We start from the raw sequence: 16319 nt of genomic DNA on the forward strand, positions 1-16319 counted from the left end.
GGAAAGGTCTGGCGTTTTTACAGTTCAATAAACATAAAAGCGGACCTGTGGGAGCGAGCTTGCTCGCGATAGCGATTTGTCAGTCACAAAGATGTTGAATGTGCTGCCGTCATCGCGAGCAAGCTCGCTCCCACACGGGATGGATGTTTGGCAGAAAGTGAATAGTCGGCTGTCAGGCCGTCTTCGCGAGCAAGCTCAGCTCCTACAACGGCTCAAGGTACATCCGCAGAAACCAGGGCAATTTCCCACGATGAAACCAGCGTTGAGCCCCTTGCCCCAACGCTACAGCCGTCTAACATCAACCAAACGGAAAATAAGTCCAAATCCCCCTCAAGTTGAAGGACTCAACAACCGACACAGTACAAATAGCGCAAATACTCCAAACGAAAGCATTTCGGCCAAGCCACAGGCAAAACCCTATGTGATTGATTGTCCCTTTGACTGCCATCACGGGATTGCCAATACTCATGGCAACTTGACGCTACCCGCACGGAACAAGGAATGACTCTTTGAAGCTGGAACTCAAGAACAGCTTGTCGGTGAAGTTGCTCCGGGTCGTGCTCCTGTCGGCATTGATCGTCGGCGTGGTCTTGAGCTGCGCGCAGATCGTTTTCGATGCCTATAAAACACGCCAGGCCGTGGCCAGCGATGCCCAACGCATCCTCGACATGTTCCGCGACCCCTCGACCCAGGCCGTCTACAGCCTGGACCGCGAGATGGGCATGCAGGTGATCGAAGGCCTGTTTCAAGACGACGCGGTGCGCAAGGCCTCCATTGGCCATCCCAACGAAGCCATGCTCGCGCAAAAGTCTCGCGAGTTGCAGCATTCCGACAGTCGCTGGCTGACCGACCTGATCCTCGGCAAGGAACGCACCTTCACCACCCAACTGGTGGGTCGCGGCCCTTACAGCGAGTATTACGGCGACCTGAGCATTACGCTCGACACCGCCACCTACGGCCAGGGTTTCATCGTCAGTTCGGTGATCATATTCATCTCCGGCGTATTGCGTGCCATGGCCATGGGGCTGGTGCTGTACCTGGTCTATCACTGTCTGCTGACCAAGCCGCTGTCGCGAATCATCGAGCACCTCACGGAAATCAATCCGGACCGCCCCAGCGAACACAAAATCCCGCTGCTCAAGGGGCATGAAAAGAACGAATTGGGGATCTGGATCAGCACCGCCAACCAGTTGCTCGCGTCCATCGAGCGCAACACCCATTTGCGCCACGAAGCGGAAAACAGCCTGCTTCGCATGGCCCAGTACGACTTCCTCACCGGTCTGCCGAACCGCCAGCAATTGCAGCAGCAACTGGACAAAATCCTGGTAGACGCCGGCAAGTTGCAACGTCGGGTCGCGGTATTGGTAGTCGGCCTGGACGACTTCAAGGGCATCAACGAACAATTCAGCTACCAGACCGGTGACCAACTGCTGCTAGCCCTCGCCGATCGCCTGCGAGCTCACAGCGGACGCCTCGGCTCCCTCGCCCGCCTTGGTGGCGACCAGTTCGCCCTGGTTCAGGCCGATATCGAACAACCCTACGAAGCGGCCGAACTGGCCCAAAGCATTCTCGATGACCTGGAAGCGGCGTTCGCCCTCGACCATCAAGAGATTCGCCTGCGCGCCACCATCGGCATCACCTTGTTCCCCGAGGACGGTGACAGCACCGAGAAACTGCTGCAAAAAGCCGAGCAGACCATGACCCTGGCCAAAACTCGCTCGCGCAACCGTTATCAGTTCTATATCGCCAGCGTCGACACCGAGATGCGCCGACGTCGCGAGCTGGAAAAAGACCTGCGCGACGCCTTGGCCCGTAACCAGTTGTACCTCGTCTACCAGCCGCAGATCAGCTATCGCGATCACCGGGTGGTGGGTGTCGAGGCGCTGATTCGCTGGCAGCATCCAGAGCACGGGCTGGTTCCGCCAGACTTGTTCATCCCCCTGGCCGAGCAGAACGGCACCATCATCGCCATCGGTGAATGGGTGCTGGATCAGGCGTGCAAGCAATTGCGCGACTGGCATGACCAGGGTTTTGTCGACCTGCGCATGGCGGTGAACCTGTCCACGGTGCAGCTGCACCACGCCGAGTTGCCACGGGTGGTCAACAACCTGCTGCAGATGTATCGCCTGCCGCCCCGCAGCCTGGAGCTGGAAGTCACCGAAACCGGCCTGATGGAAGACATCAGCACGGCCGCCCAGCACCTGCTCAGCCTGCGCCGCTCCGGTGCTCTGATCGCGATCGACGACTTCGGCACGGGTTACTCGTCATTGAGCTATCTGAAAAGCCTGCCGCTGGACAAGATCAAGATCGACAAGAGCTTCGTTCAGGATCTGCTCGATGACGACGACGATGCGACCATCGTTCGGGCCATCATCCAGCTGGGCAAGAGCCTGGGCATGCAGGTGATTGCCGAAGGCGTGGAAACCGCCGAGCAAGAGGCCTATATCATCTCCGAAGGCTGTCACGAAGGTCAGGGCTATCTCTACAGCAAGCCGCTGCCGGCGCGGGAATTGAGCGCGTATCTGAAACAGGCTCAGCGCAGTAACGCGGCCATTTTGTAAACATCACAAGATCGCAACCTCGTTTCACTCTGTAGCAGCTGTCGAGTGAAACGAGGCTGCGATCTCTAGATCTACGACACAACTCCCGCGCGAATAAGAAATATTTCCAAGCACAACCCTTTACACATAATGCGAAAGATTTGCATTATGTCGCAGTTTTGCGCGCTTGCTGCGCCACTCCACCCCCTCTCGAAGCAGGATGTTCGCCATGATTCGTATGCCTCTGGCTACCGCCAGTCTGTTGGCCATCGCTATTTCCCTCGCCGGTTGCGAAGGCAATGACAAAGCTGCCGCTGCGCAGGCGCCGACTCCAGCCGCCAGCACCACAGCCCCGGCCGTTGCGCCTGCCGCTGCCGGTAAAGTCGACGAAGCAGCTGCCAAAGCCGTTGTCGCGCATTACGCCGACATCGTCTTCGCCGTTTTCAGCGATGCCGAATCTACCGCGAAGACCCTGCAAACCGCTGTCGACGCCTTCCTCGCCAAGCCGAACGCCGACACCCTGAAAGCCGCCAAGGCTGCCTGGGTTGCTGCCCGCGTGCCTTACCTGCAGAGCGAAGTGTTTCGCTTCGGCAACACCATCATCGACGACTGGGAAGGTCAGGTGAACTCTTGGCCACTGGACGAAGGCCTGATCGACTACGTCGACAAATCCTACGAGCACGCATTGGGTAACCCGGGCGCCACTGCCAATATCATCGCCAACACTCAAGTTCAGGTCGGCGAAGACAAGGTCGACGTGAAAGACATCACCCCGGCAAAACTCGCCAGCCTGAACGAGCTGGGTGGTTCCGAGGCCAACGTTGCCACCGGCTACCACGCCATCGAATTCCTGCTCTGGGGCCAGGACCTGAACGGCACCGGCCCTGGCGCCGGCAGCCGCCCAGCTTCCGACTACCTGGAAGGCAAAGGCGCAACCGGCGGTCATAACGATCGTCGTCGCGCTTATCTGAAGTCCGTGACCCAACTGCTGGTCAGCGACCTGGAAGAAATGGTCGGTAACTGGAAGCCGAACGTGGCCGACAACTACCGCGCCACCCTGGAAGCCGAGCCTGCCGAAAGCGGTCTGCGCAAAATGCTGTTCGGCATGGGCAGCCTGTCCCTGGGCGAACTGGCGGGCGAGCGCATGAAGGTTTCCCTGGAAGCCAACTCCCCGGAAGACGAACAGGATTGTTTCAGCGACAACACCCACAACTCGCACTTCTACGATGCAAAAGGCATTCGTAACGTGTACCTGGGCGAATACACCCGCGTCGACGGCACCAAAATGACCGGCGCCAGCCTGTCGTCCCTGGTCGCCAAAGCCGACCCGGTAGCCGACACCGCGCTGAAAGCCGACTTGGCCGCCACCGAAGCCAAGCTTCAAGTCATGGTCGATCACGCCAACAAGGGTGAGCACTACGACCAGTTGATCGCCGCCGGCAACACGGCTGGCAACCAGATCGTGCGCGACGCTATCGCTTCCCTGGTCAAGCAAACCGGTTCGATCGAAGCAGCCGCTGGCAAACTGGGCATCAGCGACCTGAACCCGGACAACGCTGATCACGAATTCTGATCAACGCTGCCTGAGTGACAAAGAGGCGACCTTCGGGTCGCCTTTTTCATGCCCACCAGAACACAATCCCTGTGGGAGCGAGCTTGCCCGCGATGGCCGCGCATCGGTCTTCTGTGAAAACCTGCCCCACATCAAGCAAACGATAATTCCTCTTATTCAAACTCCCCTGCCCTGTTAGACTTTGCGCCCTTGTTTTGCTCGTCTTGCAGGATGTCTGATGCCCTCGCTGCCTCTTCGCTTGTCCGCACTGCTGCTGGCCCTGGGCCTGAGTGCCTGCGATGACGCCCCGCGTTTTACCAAAGCCGAACCCGGTGAAGCCCGGTCCGGTGGCAGCGCGACCGTGCGCAAGACCGATCAGAACTCATTCTCCCTGCCGTCCGCCAACCTGCCGCCGTCACGGCGCGTGGACTTCAGCGTCGGCAACAGCTTTTTCCGCAGTCCCTGGGTGATCGCCCCGTCGACCACCACCGCCCGGGATGGCCTCGGCCCATTGTTCAACACCAACGCTTGCCAGAACTGCCATATCAAGGACGGCCGCGGTCATCCGCCCACGCCTGATGCGCAGAACGCCGTGTCGATGCTGGTGCGCCTGTCGATTCCCGATGCGCCGGCGTATGCCAACGTCATCGAGCAACTCGGTGTCGTCCCGGAGCCGGTCTACGGCGGACAATTCCAGGACATGGCCGTGCCCGGTGTTGTCCCGGAAGGCAAAGTACGTGTCGATTACACGCCCGTTCCGATTCGTTTCAAGGACGGCACCGAAGTCGAGTTGCGCAAGCCGACGTTGCAGATCACCCAGCTCGGCTACGGCCCGATGCACCCCGATACCCGTTTCTCGGCGCGCGTCGCACCGCCGATGATTGGCCTGGGCCTGCTGGAAGCGATTCCCGACGAGGCGATCCTGGCCAATGCACAAGCTCAGGCAAAAGACAAAAACGGCATCGCCGGACGCCCGAACCGGGTCTGGGATGACGTGCAGCAAAAAACCGTCCTCGGGCGATTTGGCTGGAAGGCCGGGCAACCGAACCTCAATCAACAAAATGTTCATGCGTTTTCCGGTGACATGGGCCTCACCACGAGCCTGAGACCTGTTGATGACTGCACCGACACGCAAACTGCTTGCAAGCAGGCGCCCAACGGCAATGGCCCGGATGGCGAGCCGGAAGTCAGCGATAACATCCTGCGTCTGGTGCTGTTCTACAGCCGTAATCTCGCCGTACCGGCCCGCCGCGATGTCAGCGCTCCCGACGTGCTGGCCGGCAAGAATCTGTTTTTCCAGGCCGGGTGCCAGTCCTGTCATACCCCGAAATACACCACCGCCGTCAACGCTGCCGAACCTGAACTGGCCAATCAAGTGATTCGCCCTTATAGCGATCTGCTGCTGCACGACATGGGCGACGGTCTGGCCGACAACCGTAGCGAATTCCAGGCCAGTGGCCGCGACTGGCGCACCCCGCCGTTGTGGGGCATCGGTTTGACGCAGGCAGTCAGCGGCCACACCCAGTTTTTGCACGATGGCCGCGCCCGCAATCTGCTCGAAGCCGTGCTCTGGCATGGCGGCGAAGCAACAGCGGCGCAGCAACAGGTTTTGTCTTTCAATGCCGAGCAGCGCGCTGCGTTGCTGGCGTTTTTGAATTCCCTTTAATACGTATTCCATAGCGGGAGCCCGACATGTTCCGTCCCAAATTGTTGTTCACCAGCCTTGCCGCGCTAGCCTTGGGCGCCTGTTCGCCTCAGGATCCACAGGCCGTTACTTCGGCGGCCATCGCCAAGCAAGTGATCCTGCCGACCTACAGCCGCTGGGTAGAAGCCGACCGTCAACTGGCGGTCAGCGCCCTGGCCTTCTGCGAAGGCAAGGAAAACCTCGAAACCGCCCGTGCCGACTTCCTGCATGCGCAGAAAGCCTGGGCCGAGCTGCAACCGCTGCTGATTGGCCCGCTCGCCGAGGGCAACCGTTCGTGGCAGGTGCAGTTCTGGCCGGACAAGAAAAACCTCGTGGGCCGTCAGGTCGAGCAACTGGTCACCGCGCAGCCGCAGATCGATGCCGCCGCCCTGACCAAGTCCAGCGTTGTGGTTCAGGGCCTCTCCGCCTATGAATACATCCTGTTCGACAGCAAGATCGACATGGCCGACAGCGCCCAGAAAGCCAAGTACTGCCCGCTGCTGAGCGCCATTGGCGAGCGTCAGAAGCAATTGGCCGAAGAGATCCTGTCGCGCTGGAACACCAACGACGGCATGCTCGCTCAGATGAGCAAATTCCCCAACCAGCGCTACGCCGACTCCCACGAAGCGATCGCGGACCTGCTGCGCGTGCAAGTCACCGCGCTGGACTCCCTGAAGAAAAAACTCGGCACGCCGATGGGCCGTCAGAGCAAGGGCATTCCTCAGCCGTTCCAGGCCGATGCCTGGCGCAGCAAATCCTCGCTGCAAGGTCTGGAAGCCAGCCTGGCCGCGGCGCAAACCGTCTGGGTCGGTGTCGACAACAAAGGCCTGCGCGGTCTGTTGTCGAACGAGCAAAAACCCTTGGCCGACAAGATCGACGCCGCTTACGCCGCGTCCCTGAAACTGTTCGCCAGCAACCAGCGCTCGCTGACCGAAATGCTCGGCGATGACGCCGGTCGCCAGCAACTCAACGATCTCTACGACAGCCTAAACGTCGTCCACCGCCTGCACGAAGGCGAACTGGCCAAGGCGCTGGGCATCCAACTGGGCTTCAACGCCAACGACGGTGACTGATGAGGGCAAGTTCCATGCTGCGACGCCAGGCTCTGACGTTAGGTAGTTTGCTGCTGGGTGCGGTGACACTTGGCGGCTGGACGCTGTTCAAGCAGAAGGGCAAAAGCCCGCTGCTGCTCTCGGCGCGGGACGATACCGACGGCAAACATTATGCCGTTGGGTATCGGCTGGACGGCACCCGGGTGTTTGCCACCCAGGTCGGCCAGCGTTGTCACGACATCATCAACCACCCGACGCTGCCGATTGCGCTGTTCGTCGCCCGTCGTCCTGGTACAGAGAGTTATCTGATCCACCTGCGCGACGGCACGCTGCTGCAAACCGTGGTCTCACGGCCGAACCGGCACTTCTACGGTCACGCGGTGATTCACAAGAGCGGCGACTGGCTGTACGCCACCGAGAACGACACCTCAGATCCGGGTCGTGGCTTGCTGGGTGTGTATAAGTTCGAAGGCGAGCGACTTATCCACAGCGGCGAGATCCCCACCCACGGCGTCGGTCCGCATCAGGTGTCGTGGATGCCCGATGGTGAAACTCTGGTGGTCGCCAACGGCGGCATTCGCACCGAGGCCGAAAGCCGCGTCGAAATGAACCTCAACGCCATGGAACCGAGCCTGGTGCTGATGCAACGCGACGGCACCCTGCTGAGCAAGGAAACCCTCGCCCAGCAGATGAACAGCGTGCGTCATTTGGGGATTGCCAGCGACGGCACCATCGTCGCCGGCCAGCAGTTCATGGGGCCGTCTCACGAGTCTTCGGAGCTGCTGGCGATCAAGCGGCCCGGCCAGCCATTCGTGGCCTTTGCGGTGCCTGAGCATCAGTTGCAGGCCATGGGGCATTACACCGCCAGCGTCGCGGTGCACAGCGAACTGCGCCTGGTCGCGTTGACCGCGCCACGGGGCAACCGCTTTTTCATCTGGGACCTGGACAGCGGTGAAGTGCGCCTCGACGCGCCGCTTCCCGATTGCGCCGGGGTCGGTGCGGTAGCCGATGGCTTTGTCGTGACCTCGGGTCAGGGGCGATGCCGCTACTACGATTGCCGCCAGACAGATTTGGTTGCAAAACCACTGGAGCTTCCCGCAGGGCTCTGGGACAACCACCTGCATCTCATCTGATCTCGCCCTGCCCTTGTAGGAGCCGAGCTTGCTGGCGGAAGCGATGTATCAGTCGGTATTTCAGTTGACTGACACACCGCTTTCGCGAGCAAGCTTCGCTCCTACAGGTTTTGCGCCATCCTGTAATAAGTGGCAGTTGGATTCACTGCCACTCTCGGAGTAATGTGCCCGACTGTCTCACCTGATTTTCTTCAAGGAAGTGGAAATATGCTGCGTCGCCGCATGCTGGTCATGTTGGGTGTTGTTCTGCTGATCGTGCTGGTCCTGGCCGGTTACAAAGCCTTCTCCATCTACACGATGATTCAGGGCTTTGCTGCGCCGAAACCGCCGCTCAGTGTCGCTGTGGCCACCGCCACCGAACGGCCGTGGCAAGCCCGCCTGCCGACCGTCGGCACCCTCAAGGCGCTGCAAGGCGTCGACCTGAGCCTGGAGATCGCCGGCACCGTCACCGATGTGCAATTCCAGTCGGGGCAGAAGGTCAAGACCGGTCAGCCGATCGTCCAACTCGATAGCGCCGTGGAAACCGCGCTGCTGGAAACCGCCCTCGCCGACCTCGGACTGGCCCAAGTGGATTACAACCGTGGCAGCCAGCTGGTGGGCAGCCAGGCGATCTCCAAAGGCGAATTCGACCGACTCTCGGCGGTATTCAAAAAGAACAAGGCCACGGTCAATCAGCTCAAGGCTTCGCTCGAGAAAAAACGCATCGTCGCGCCGTTCAGCGGAACCATCGGCATTCGTCAGGTGGACGTCGGTGACTACGTGGCCAGCGGCACCATGATCGCCACCCTGCAAGACCTCAGCAGTCTCTACGTCGACTTCTTCGTGCCCGAGCAGTCGGTGCCGAAGATCGCCATCGGCCAACGGGTGCAGATCATTGTCTCGGCTTACCCGGCGCAGAACTTCCCCGGGACCATCAGTGCAATCAACCCAAAAGTCGAAAACAGCACTCGCAACGTCCAAGTCCGCGCGACCCTGTCCAACCCCGACGGCAAATTGTTGCCGGGGATGTTCGCCAGCCTGCAAGTGTTGTTGCCCGACCCGCAGCCGCGCATCGTCGTGCCGGAAAGCGCGATCACCTACACGCTGTACGGCAATTCGCTCTATGTCGTCGCGCAGAAAAAAGCCGAAGACGGCAGCGTCGAAAAGGACGATAAGGGCGAGCCCATTCTGATCGCCGAACGGCGTTTCATTGAAACCGGCGAGCGCCGCGATGGCCTGGTGATGATTACCAAAGGCGTGCAGAACGGTGAAAAAGTGGTCACGGCCGGCCAGATCAAACTGGACAATGGCGCACATATCGCGATCAGCGACGACAAGACACTAGCCGAGAAGAGCAGTCAGCCTCGCGTTGACTGATCAAGGAATCCCCATGGCGTTTACCGACCCGTTCATCCGCCGCCCGGTGCTCGCCACCGTGGTCAGCCTGTTGATTGTGCTGCTGGGCTTCCAGGCCTGGAGCAAGTTGCCGCTGCGCCAATATCCGCAAATGGAAAACGCCCTGATCACGGTCACCACCGCTTACCCCGGGGCCAACGCCGAGACCATCCAGGGCTACATCACCCAACCGATGCAACAGAGTCTGGCCAGCGCCGAGGGTATCGACTACATGACGTCGGTCAGTCGCCAGAACTTCTCGGTGATCTCGATCTACGCCCGCATTGGCGCCAACAGCGACCGCTTGTTCACCGAATTGCTGGCCAAGGCCAACGAGGTGAAAAACCAGCTGCCCCAGGACGCCGAAGACCCGGTACTGAGCAAGGAAGCCGCCGACGCCTCGGCACTGATGTACATCAGCTTCTTCAGCAAGGAGCTGAGCAACCCGCAGATTACCGACTACCTGTCGCGGGTCATCCAGCCGAAACTGGCGACCCTGCCGGGCATGGCCGAAGCCGAGATTCTCGGCAACCAGGTGTTCGCCATGCGCCTGTGGCTGGACCCGGTCAAGCTGGCCGGTTTCGGCCTGAGTGCCAGCGACGTGACCGATGCGGTGCGCAAGTACAACTTCCTCTCCGCCGCCGGCGAAGTGAAAGGCGAGTACGTCGTCACCAGCATCAACGCCAACACCGAGCTCAAATCCGCTGAAGCCTTCGCCGCGATCCCGCTCAAGGTCGAGGGCGACAGTCGCGTGCTGCTCAGCGATGTTGCGCGCGTTGAAATGGGCGCGGAGAACTACGACTCGATCAGTTCTTTCGGCGGTACGCCTTCGGTGTACATCGGCATCAAGGCCACACCTGGCGCCAACCCGCTGGACGTGATCAAGGAAGTGCGCAAGATCATGCCGGACCTGGAAGCCCAACTGCCGCCGAACCTCAAAGGTGAAATCGCCTACGACGCCACGCTGTTCATCCAGGCATCGATCAACGAGGTGATCAAAACACTGTTCGAAGCGGTGCTGATCGTCATCGTGGTGGTATTCCTGTTCCTCGGTGCGCTGCGTTCGGTGGTGATCCCGGTGGTCACCATCCCGCTGTCGATGATCGGCGTGATGTTCTTCATGCAGATGATGGGCTACTCGATCAACCTGTTGACGTTGCTGGCGATGGTATTGGCCATCGGCCTGGTGGTAGACGACGCCATCGTCGTGGTGGAGAACATTCACCGGCACATTGAAGAAGGCAAGACGCCGCTGGATGCGGCCATCGAAGGCGCCCGAGAAATCGCCATGCCGGTGGTCTCGATGACCATCACCCTGGCGGCGGTCTATGCGCCGATCGGCTTCCTGACGGGCCTGACGGGGGCGCTGTTCAAGGAGTTCGCCCTGACCCTGGCCGGGGCGGTGGTGATCTCTGGCATCGTCGCCCTGACCCTGTCGCCTATGATGTGCGCCTTGTTGCTGCGGCACGACGAAAATCCCAGCGGCCTGGCCCATCGGCTGGACCTGATATTCGAAGGCCTCAAGCGCCGTTACCAACGCATGCTGCACGCAACCCTGAACACCCGGCCGGTGGTGCTGGTGTTCGCGGTGATCGTGCTGTGCCTGATTCCGGTGCTGCTCACGTTCACCAAATCGGAACTGGCGCCCGACGAGGATCAAGGCATCATTTTCATGATCGCCAACGCCCCGCAACCGGCCAACCTCGACTACCTGAGCACCTACACCGACGAGTTCGTCACGATCTTCAAGACGTTTCCCGAGTACTACTCGTCGTTCCAGATCAATGGCTTCAACGGCGTGCAATCGGGAATCGGCGGCTTCCTGCTCAAACCGTGGAACGAACGCAGCCGCACTCAGATGGAAATCCTGCCCGAGGTCCAGCGCAAACTGGAGAGCATTGCCGGGCTGCAGATCTTCGGCTTCAACCTGCCCTCCCTGCCCGGCACCGGCGAGGGGCTGCCGTTTCAGTTCGTCATCAATTCCGCCAACGATTACGAGTCACTGCTGCAAGTGGCCGACCGGGTGAAAAAACGGGCAATGGAATCCGGCAAGTTCGCCTTCGTCGACCTCGACCTGGCGTTCGACAAGCCCGAAGTGGTGGTGGATATCGATCGCGCCAAGGCCGCACAGATGGGTGTTTCCATGCAGGATCTTGGCGGGACACTTGCGACCTTGCTGGGTGAGGCTGAGATCAACCGTTTCACCATTGAAGGTCGCAGCTACAAAGTCATCGCTCAGGTCGAACGGCCTTTCCGGGATAACCCCGACTGGCTGAACAATTATTACGTCAAGAACACCCAAGGTGAATTGCTGGCCCTGTCGACCCTGATCACGGTGAGCGACCGGGCGCGTCCACGGCAGTTGAACCAGTTCCAGCAACTCAATTCGGGCATCCTGTCCGGGGTGCCGCTGGTCAGCATGGGTGAAGCCATCGACACCGTGCACCAGATCGCTCTGGAAGAAGCACCGCAGGGTTATGCCTTCGACTATGCCGGCGCATCACGGCAATACGTCCAGGAAGGCAGTGCGCTGTGGGTCACCTTCGCCCTGGCATTGGCGATCATTTTCCTGGTACTGGCCGCCCAGTTCGAAAGCTTTCGCGATCCGCTGGTGATTCTGGTAACCGTGCCGTTATCGATCTGTGGCGCGTTGATCCCGCTGTTCCTGGGCTGGTCGAGCATGAACATCTACACCCAGGTCGGCCTGGTGACGTTGATCGGGCTGATCAGCAAGCACGGCATCCTGATCGTCGAATTCGCCAACCAGTTACGCAAGGACAAAGGCCTTTCGCCGCGCGAAGCCGTGGAGGAAGCGGCGGCCATTCGTCTGCGTCCGGTGTTGATGACCACTGCTGCGATGGTGTTCGGTATGGTGCCGTTGATCATCGCTACGGGTGCCGGTGCCGTCAGCCGGTTCGACATCGGCACGGTGATCGCCACGGGGATGTCGATCGGGACGTTGTTTACGCTGTTCGTGTTGCCATGTGTTTACACGGTGCTGGCCAAATCCGATAAGACATAAGAGCTTTGTAGCCGGCCATAAAAAAGGCCTCGCGGTTGGCGAGGCCTTTTATTTGGGCTTCAATCTGTTCAACTTTGCGGCCTCAATCCTTGAGAAAGTCCGAACATGAACAGCAATAAATCATGATCGGGTTGGGATGCCACGGATGCCTTGGCAACGCGTGGCAACGGACAGTGCGCGTCGCCATTCACTGAACTGAGGACTTGCGTGCGGGGCTGCTCCCAAGCCGCCACCGCCAGTGAAGCAACTGCCAAAGCTCCTATCAAAAACCCAGCTCGTGCAATTTCGAGTTTCATTGCTATAAACCTTTGATAGCGCTGCCAAACGCCGTCTCATAAAAATAGACGAGTTTCTGCCAGTCCGTCGTGCTGAATGACGAGTGGCGACGCAGTTGCTTCATGTCATGGACCGCTGCGCGACGGGCGGTCAAACGCTGCCGGCATTTCTCCAGATCGATCATCGCCACTTCGACTTTGGCAGCCTCGCCTTCGCCGGTGACGCGCACGAATACGTGCTTGTTGTAGAGGCAGCTATGCTGCCAGCGACCCTTGTGCATCCGGGCCAGATTCTCGGCCAGATCCTTCAACACTCGATCATGCACGGCCTCACCGTGACGCTCGCGACCGCCGCCAGCGTACCAATGCTCGATTTCCTCAAAGCCGTCCAGCGACTTGGTCACCAGCAATGCGCGCCATTTGTGAACAGGATCGCGCTGAGCACCACAGAAAACGATCTCCGGAACACGAACGTCGAGCAGGTGCATGCCAGTGAGCGCATCGCGCTCGCGCAACACCGTCGGCCGACCGAACGGGTGCAGCCAGCTGCGATAGATATGCCCGGTCTGGCGTTTAACGTAAAGCAGCTGTCCATTGCTGCTCACGACGCGCTGCACGCCGCTTTCTCCTCCGCGACGGACGTTGGGTTCTTCTACCCATTCACCGCGCTGATTCCAGAAATAGTCGAAGCGGACCTGAGGAGCGACGTCCGTTTCTGCTGCACATTGCACTGCCATTCTGTTACCTCTTGCGTAATACGTAGACCCGCCACATGGCATAGAGCGGTAAAAAGTCCAGTTGTTCCTCGATACGGAAACCCACCTGCTCGAATTCCTTTTCAACCGTAGCCGCCGGTAACACAAATCGATTTTGGTAACCTTGCTGCCCACGGGTTTTCTCGGCGCGCTTGCGTTTCCACGCTTTGAAATTGCCGTCCACCCACAGAGAAAGGATCACGCTGTCGCGGGTGACGCGCTCGAACTCACGCAAAATAGTCAGTCGATGCTCGGCTTCACCGATGTGATGGAGCAAACGCATGCAGAAAATGCTGTCGACGGCGTTATCAGGTAGGGCAATGTCGAATGCAGACGTGTGCAAGGGTTGTACCCGTTTCACCACATCGGCAGGTTGCGCCTGCATGGCAACCTTCAGCATCGACTCGGAGTTGTCAGCCCCGATGATGGCTCGATTGGTTTTCTCCGCCAGCAATGGCCAGAAACGTCCCGCACCACAGGGTAAATCGAGGATCAGACCCGGCTCATCGACCAGTGACAGCGCTTTGCGTGCCAGTTGCTCCTCACGCCAGTGGGACAGACGGCGGCCAAGGCTCTCCTTATGTTTGAGCAGGTATCGTTGAGCGTGTTGATCATCGTATTTTTCCGAAAAATCAAGTTTGATCGGGCCGTCCATCATCAAGGTCTCCTGAGCCGCTGATGGCCCCCACGATAGGTAGCGCCATGTCAGCGTCAGGTCATACCTTTGTGAAAAAAATGTTTTGTAAAATCTCGAATTCTCTCGAGGTTTTACAGGACGATAATGATTGCCCCACGCTACTGCGGTGCAATAGGTCGATCAGTTCACATCCGACGAATACAACTCCACCTGAAAACGACATCCATTGGGTTCCATGTTGGTCAGGCTGACGTTCCAACCCTGGTTTTCACAGATCCTCTGCACCAGCGACAGCCCTAGCCCCAGACCTTCGCCGCGTTTCTCACTGCCCCGCACGAAGGGCTCGAACATCGCCTCGCGTTTTTCCTCTGGAATGCCCACGCCGCTGTCCTCGACGATGAAACCCGTGGCTGTCAGGGTCAGGCGGATGAACCCGTGCTCGGTGTAATGCAGCGCGTTACGCAGTAAGTTGCCCATGACCGCGTGCAGCAGGGTTGCGTTGTAGCAGGTGTTTGCCGGATTGCCCGGCTCAACGATCAGCGCCAGCCCCTTGGCCTCGATCGGCTCGCGCCACAGATGGAGCAGTCCATCGGCTATCTGGTTCACGGTTTGCTGGGGCGACATGCTGGCGTCTTCACGTTGTGCACGGGCCAACATCAGGAAGGTTTGCACCAGCTCGCGCATTTCTTCACAGGCGCGGGCGATTCGCTCGACCTGAGCACGTCCACGCTGATCGATGCCGGGGTTTTCCAGCAGCAGCTCGCAGGAACTGGCCAGCACCATCAAGGGTGTGCGCAGCTCGTGACTGACGTCACTGGTGAACAACCGTTCGCGGGTCAACGCCTGGCGCAAGCGCCCGAGCGTGGCGTCGAAGGCCACGGCCAACTCGCCCACTTCATCAGCGGCGTAATCCGGTGCCAGCGGTGGCGCCAGACCTAATAATTGATCACGATGACGTACCTGACGTGCCAGTCGCACCACCGGTGCCATCACTTTGCGCGCCAGTACCCAGCCAAGAGACACCGCCAACGCCAGACTCAGGACGAAGCCGACCAGCACCACGGCAAACAGCACCCGTTCACGCTCTTCGAAATCGCTCTGATCCTGCAACAGCACGTAGCGCCGCCCGTCAACGACTTCCACCATCGCGTGATACGACAGCTGCTCGCGAAACACTTCGTGAAAGCCCGGGTCCAGGTGCCGCAGGTCCTTGGGCAAATTGAAGTCGCCAGGCCCGCCGCTGAAATAGAACAGCTGGTCCGGCTCGGGACGGTGGCTCCAGTCCGACACACTGTCCATCAGCAACAGACGTTGTAAATCGCCGCCCAGCCCCGCCGAAATCAGTTTTTCTTCCACCAGGTGCACGGTCGCCACAATGCCCATGGCAAAGGCTCCCGCGACCAGTGCGCTCATCAGTGCAAAGGCGATGATGATCCGTTGAGCAAGGCTCTGTTTAAACTCCATCACGGCCCTCGGCCAAGCGATAACCCACACCGTGCACGGTTTGCAGCAACGGTTTGGCGAACGGCTTGTCGATCACCTGGCGCAATTGATGGACGTGGCTGCGCAGGCTGTCGCTGTCCGGGCAGTCATCACCCCACAGCGCCTCTTCGAGAATTTCGCGGCGCAGTACGTGAGGACTTTTCTGCATCAATACGGCCAGCAACTTCAGGCCCACCGGGTTGAGTTTCAGTAGACGTCCTTCTCGCGTCACTTCCAGGGTATCGAGGTCATAGTTCAGATCACCGACCTGCAAAGTGCGGCGGCCGCCACCTTGGGCGCGACGCATGACAGCCTCGATGCGCGCCGCCAATTCAGACAGGGCAAAGGGTTTGATCAGGTAGTCATCGGCGCCGGACTTGAAGCCTTGCAGCCGGTCGTCCAGTTGATCGCGAGCGGTGAGCATGATCACCGGTGTGTCTCGGCGCGCGTCTTCGCGCAGGCGTTTGCACAGGGTGTAGCCGTCGATGCCAGGCAACATGATGTCGAGCACGATCAAGTCGTAATGCTCGGTGGCCGCCAGGTGCAAGCCTGACAAACCGTCCTGCGCGCAATCCACGGTATAGCCTTTGAGCCCCAGGTAATCGGCCAGATTGGCCAGGATATCGCGGTTGTCTTCAACCAATAGAATTCGCATGGGTATCTACTCCGTACACAGTAACGGCCGTCTTGGCCCGCGCAGCTTAAGGCCAAGTGTGTCTGAGGGCTAGGGCCAGGAAACGCAAGAATTAATTCACTCAACTAAATGAAGGCGTTAACATGTTTTTCACTATCGGTTCACAACGTAATTACAGT

12 protein-coding genes are annotated in these 16319 nt (G+C 59.5%); 7 read left to right on the top strand and 5 right to left on the bottom strand.

Annotation, left to right across the window (positions count from 1 at the left end):
* The first annotated feature begins 509 nt into the window (after positions 1-509).
* The 7 genes from ACYZT0_RS19805 (at position 510) to ACYZT0_RS19835 (ending at position 12357) form a co-directional block, all read left to right on the top strand.
* A complete protein-coding gene (locus ACYZT0_RS19805) occupies positions 510-2561 on the top strand; it encodes a putative bifunctional diguanylate cyclase/phosphodiesterase (protein ID WP_462042636.1) in 2052 nt (683 codons plus the stop codon).
* A gap of 208 nt (positions 2562-2769) precedes the next feature.
* A complete protein-coding gene (locus ACYZT0_RS19810) occupies positions 2770-4113 on the top strand; it encodes an imelysin family protein (protein ID WP_462042637.1) in 1344 nt (447 codons plus the stop codon).
* A gap of 217 nt (positions 4114-4330) precedes the next feature.
* Positions 4331-5758 (top strand): di-heme oxidoreductase family protein, encoded by a 1428-nt coding sequence (locus ACYZT0_RS19815; RefSeq protein WP_462042638.1) that lies wholly within the window; start codon positions 4331-4333, stop codon positions 5756-5758.
* A 26-nt stretch (positions 5759-5784) separates the two neighbouring features.
* Positions 5785-6849: an imelysin family protein gene (locus tag ACYZT0_RS19820; RefSeq protein ID WP_462042639.1), complete on the top strand. Its 1065-nt coding sequence runs from the start codon at positions 5785-5787 to the stop codon at positions 6847-6849.
* Between the two features lie 14 nt (positions 6850-6863).
* Positions 6864-7961 carry a DUF1513 domain-containing protein gene (locus tag ACYZT0_RS19825; protein WP_462042640.1) on the top strand — a complete coding sequence of 366 codons (1098 nt, stop codon included), beginning with the start codon at positions 6864-6866 and terminating at the stop codon, positions 7959-7961.
* Between the two features lie 207 nt (positions 7962-8168).
* Positions 8169-9317, top strand: a complete 1149-nt coding sequence (locus ACYZT0_RS19830; RefSeq protein WP_462042641.1) for an efflux RND transporter periplasmic adaptor subunit — start codon at positions 8169-8171, stop codon at positions 9315-9317.
* Between the two features lie 13 nt (positions 9318-9330).
* Positions 9331-12357 (top strand): multidrug efflux RND transporter permease subunit, encoded by a 3027-nt coding sequence (locus ACYZT0_RS19835; protein WP_462042642.1) that lies wholly within the window; start codon positions 9331-9333, stop codon positions 12355-12357.
* A 68-nt stretch (positions 12358-12425) separates the two neighbouring features.
* Here ACYZT0_RS19835 and ACYZT0_RS19840 read toward each other — a convergent pair whose 3' ends face one another.
* The 5 genes from ACYZT0_RS19840 to colR form a co-directional block, all read right to left on the bottom strand.
* The gene (locus tag ACYZT0_RS19840; RefSeq protein ID WP_462042643.1) at positions 12426-12653 is read right to left on the bottom strand and encodes a hypothetical protein; all 228 of its coding nucleotides are present in this window, start codon (positions 12651-12653) and stop codon (positions 12426-12428) included.
* Positions 12654-12655: 2 nt separating this feature from the next.
* Positions 12656-13369 (bottom strand): lipopolysaccharide kinase InaA family protein, encoded by a 714-nt coding sequence (locus tag ACYZT0_RS19845; protein ID WP_462042644.1) that lies wholly within the window; start codon positions 13367-13369, stop codon positions 12656-12658.
* Between the two features lie 4 nt (positions 13370-13373).
* Entirely contained in the window at positions 13374-14042 is a 669-nt protein-coding gene (locus ACYZT0_RS19850; protein ID WP_462046608.1) for a class I SAM-dependent methyltransferase, read from the bottom strand.
* Positions 14043-14204: 162 nt separating this feature from the next.
* The gene (locus ACYZT0_RS19855) at positions 14205-15488 is read right to left on the bottom strand and encodes a sensor histidine kinase (RefSeq protein ID WP_462042645.1); all 1284 of its coding nucleotides are present in this window, start codon (positions 15486-15488) and stop codon (positions 14205-14207) included.
* Positions 15478-16161, bottom strand: coding sequence for a two-component system response regulator ColR (colR, locus tag ACYZT0_RS19860; protein ID WP_128872610.1), 684 nt, complete (start codon positions 16159-16161; stop codon positions 15478-15480). Before colR ends, ACYZT0_RS19855 begins: the two co-directional genes overlap by 11 nt.
* Positions 16162-16319: the final 158 nt, after the last annotated feature.

This window comes from Pseudomonas sp. ZS1P83 (genome assembly GCF_054897825.1).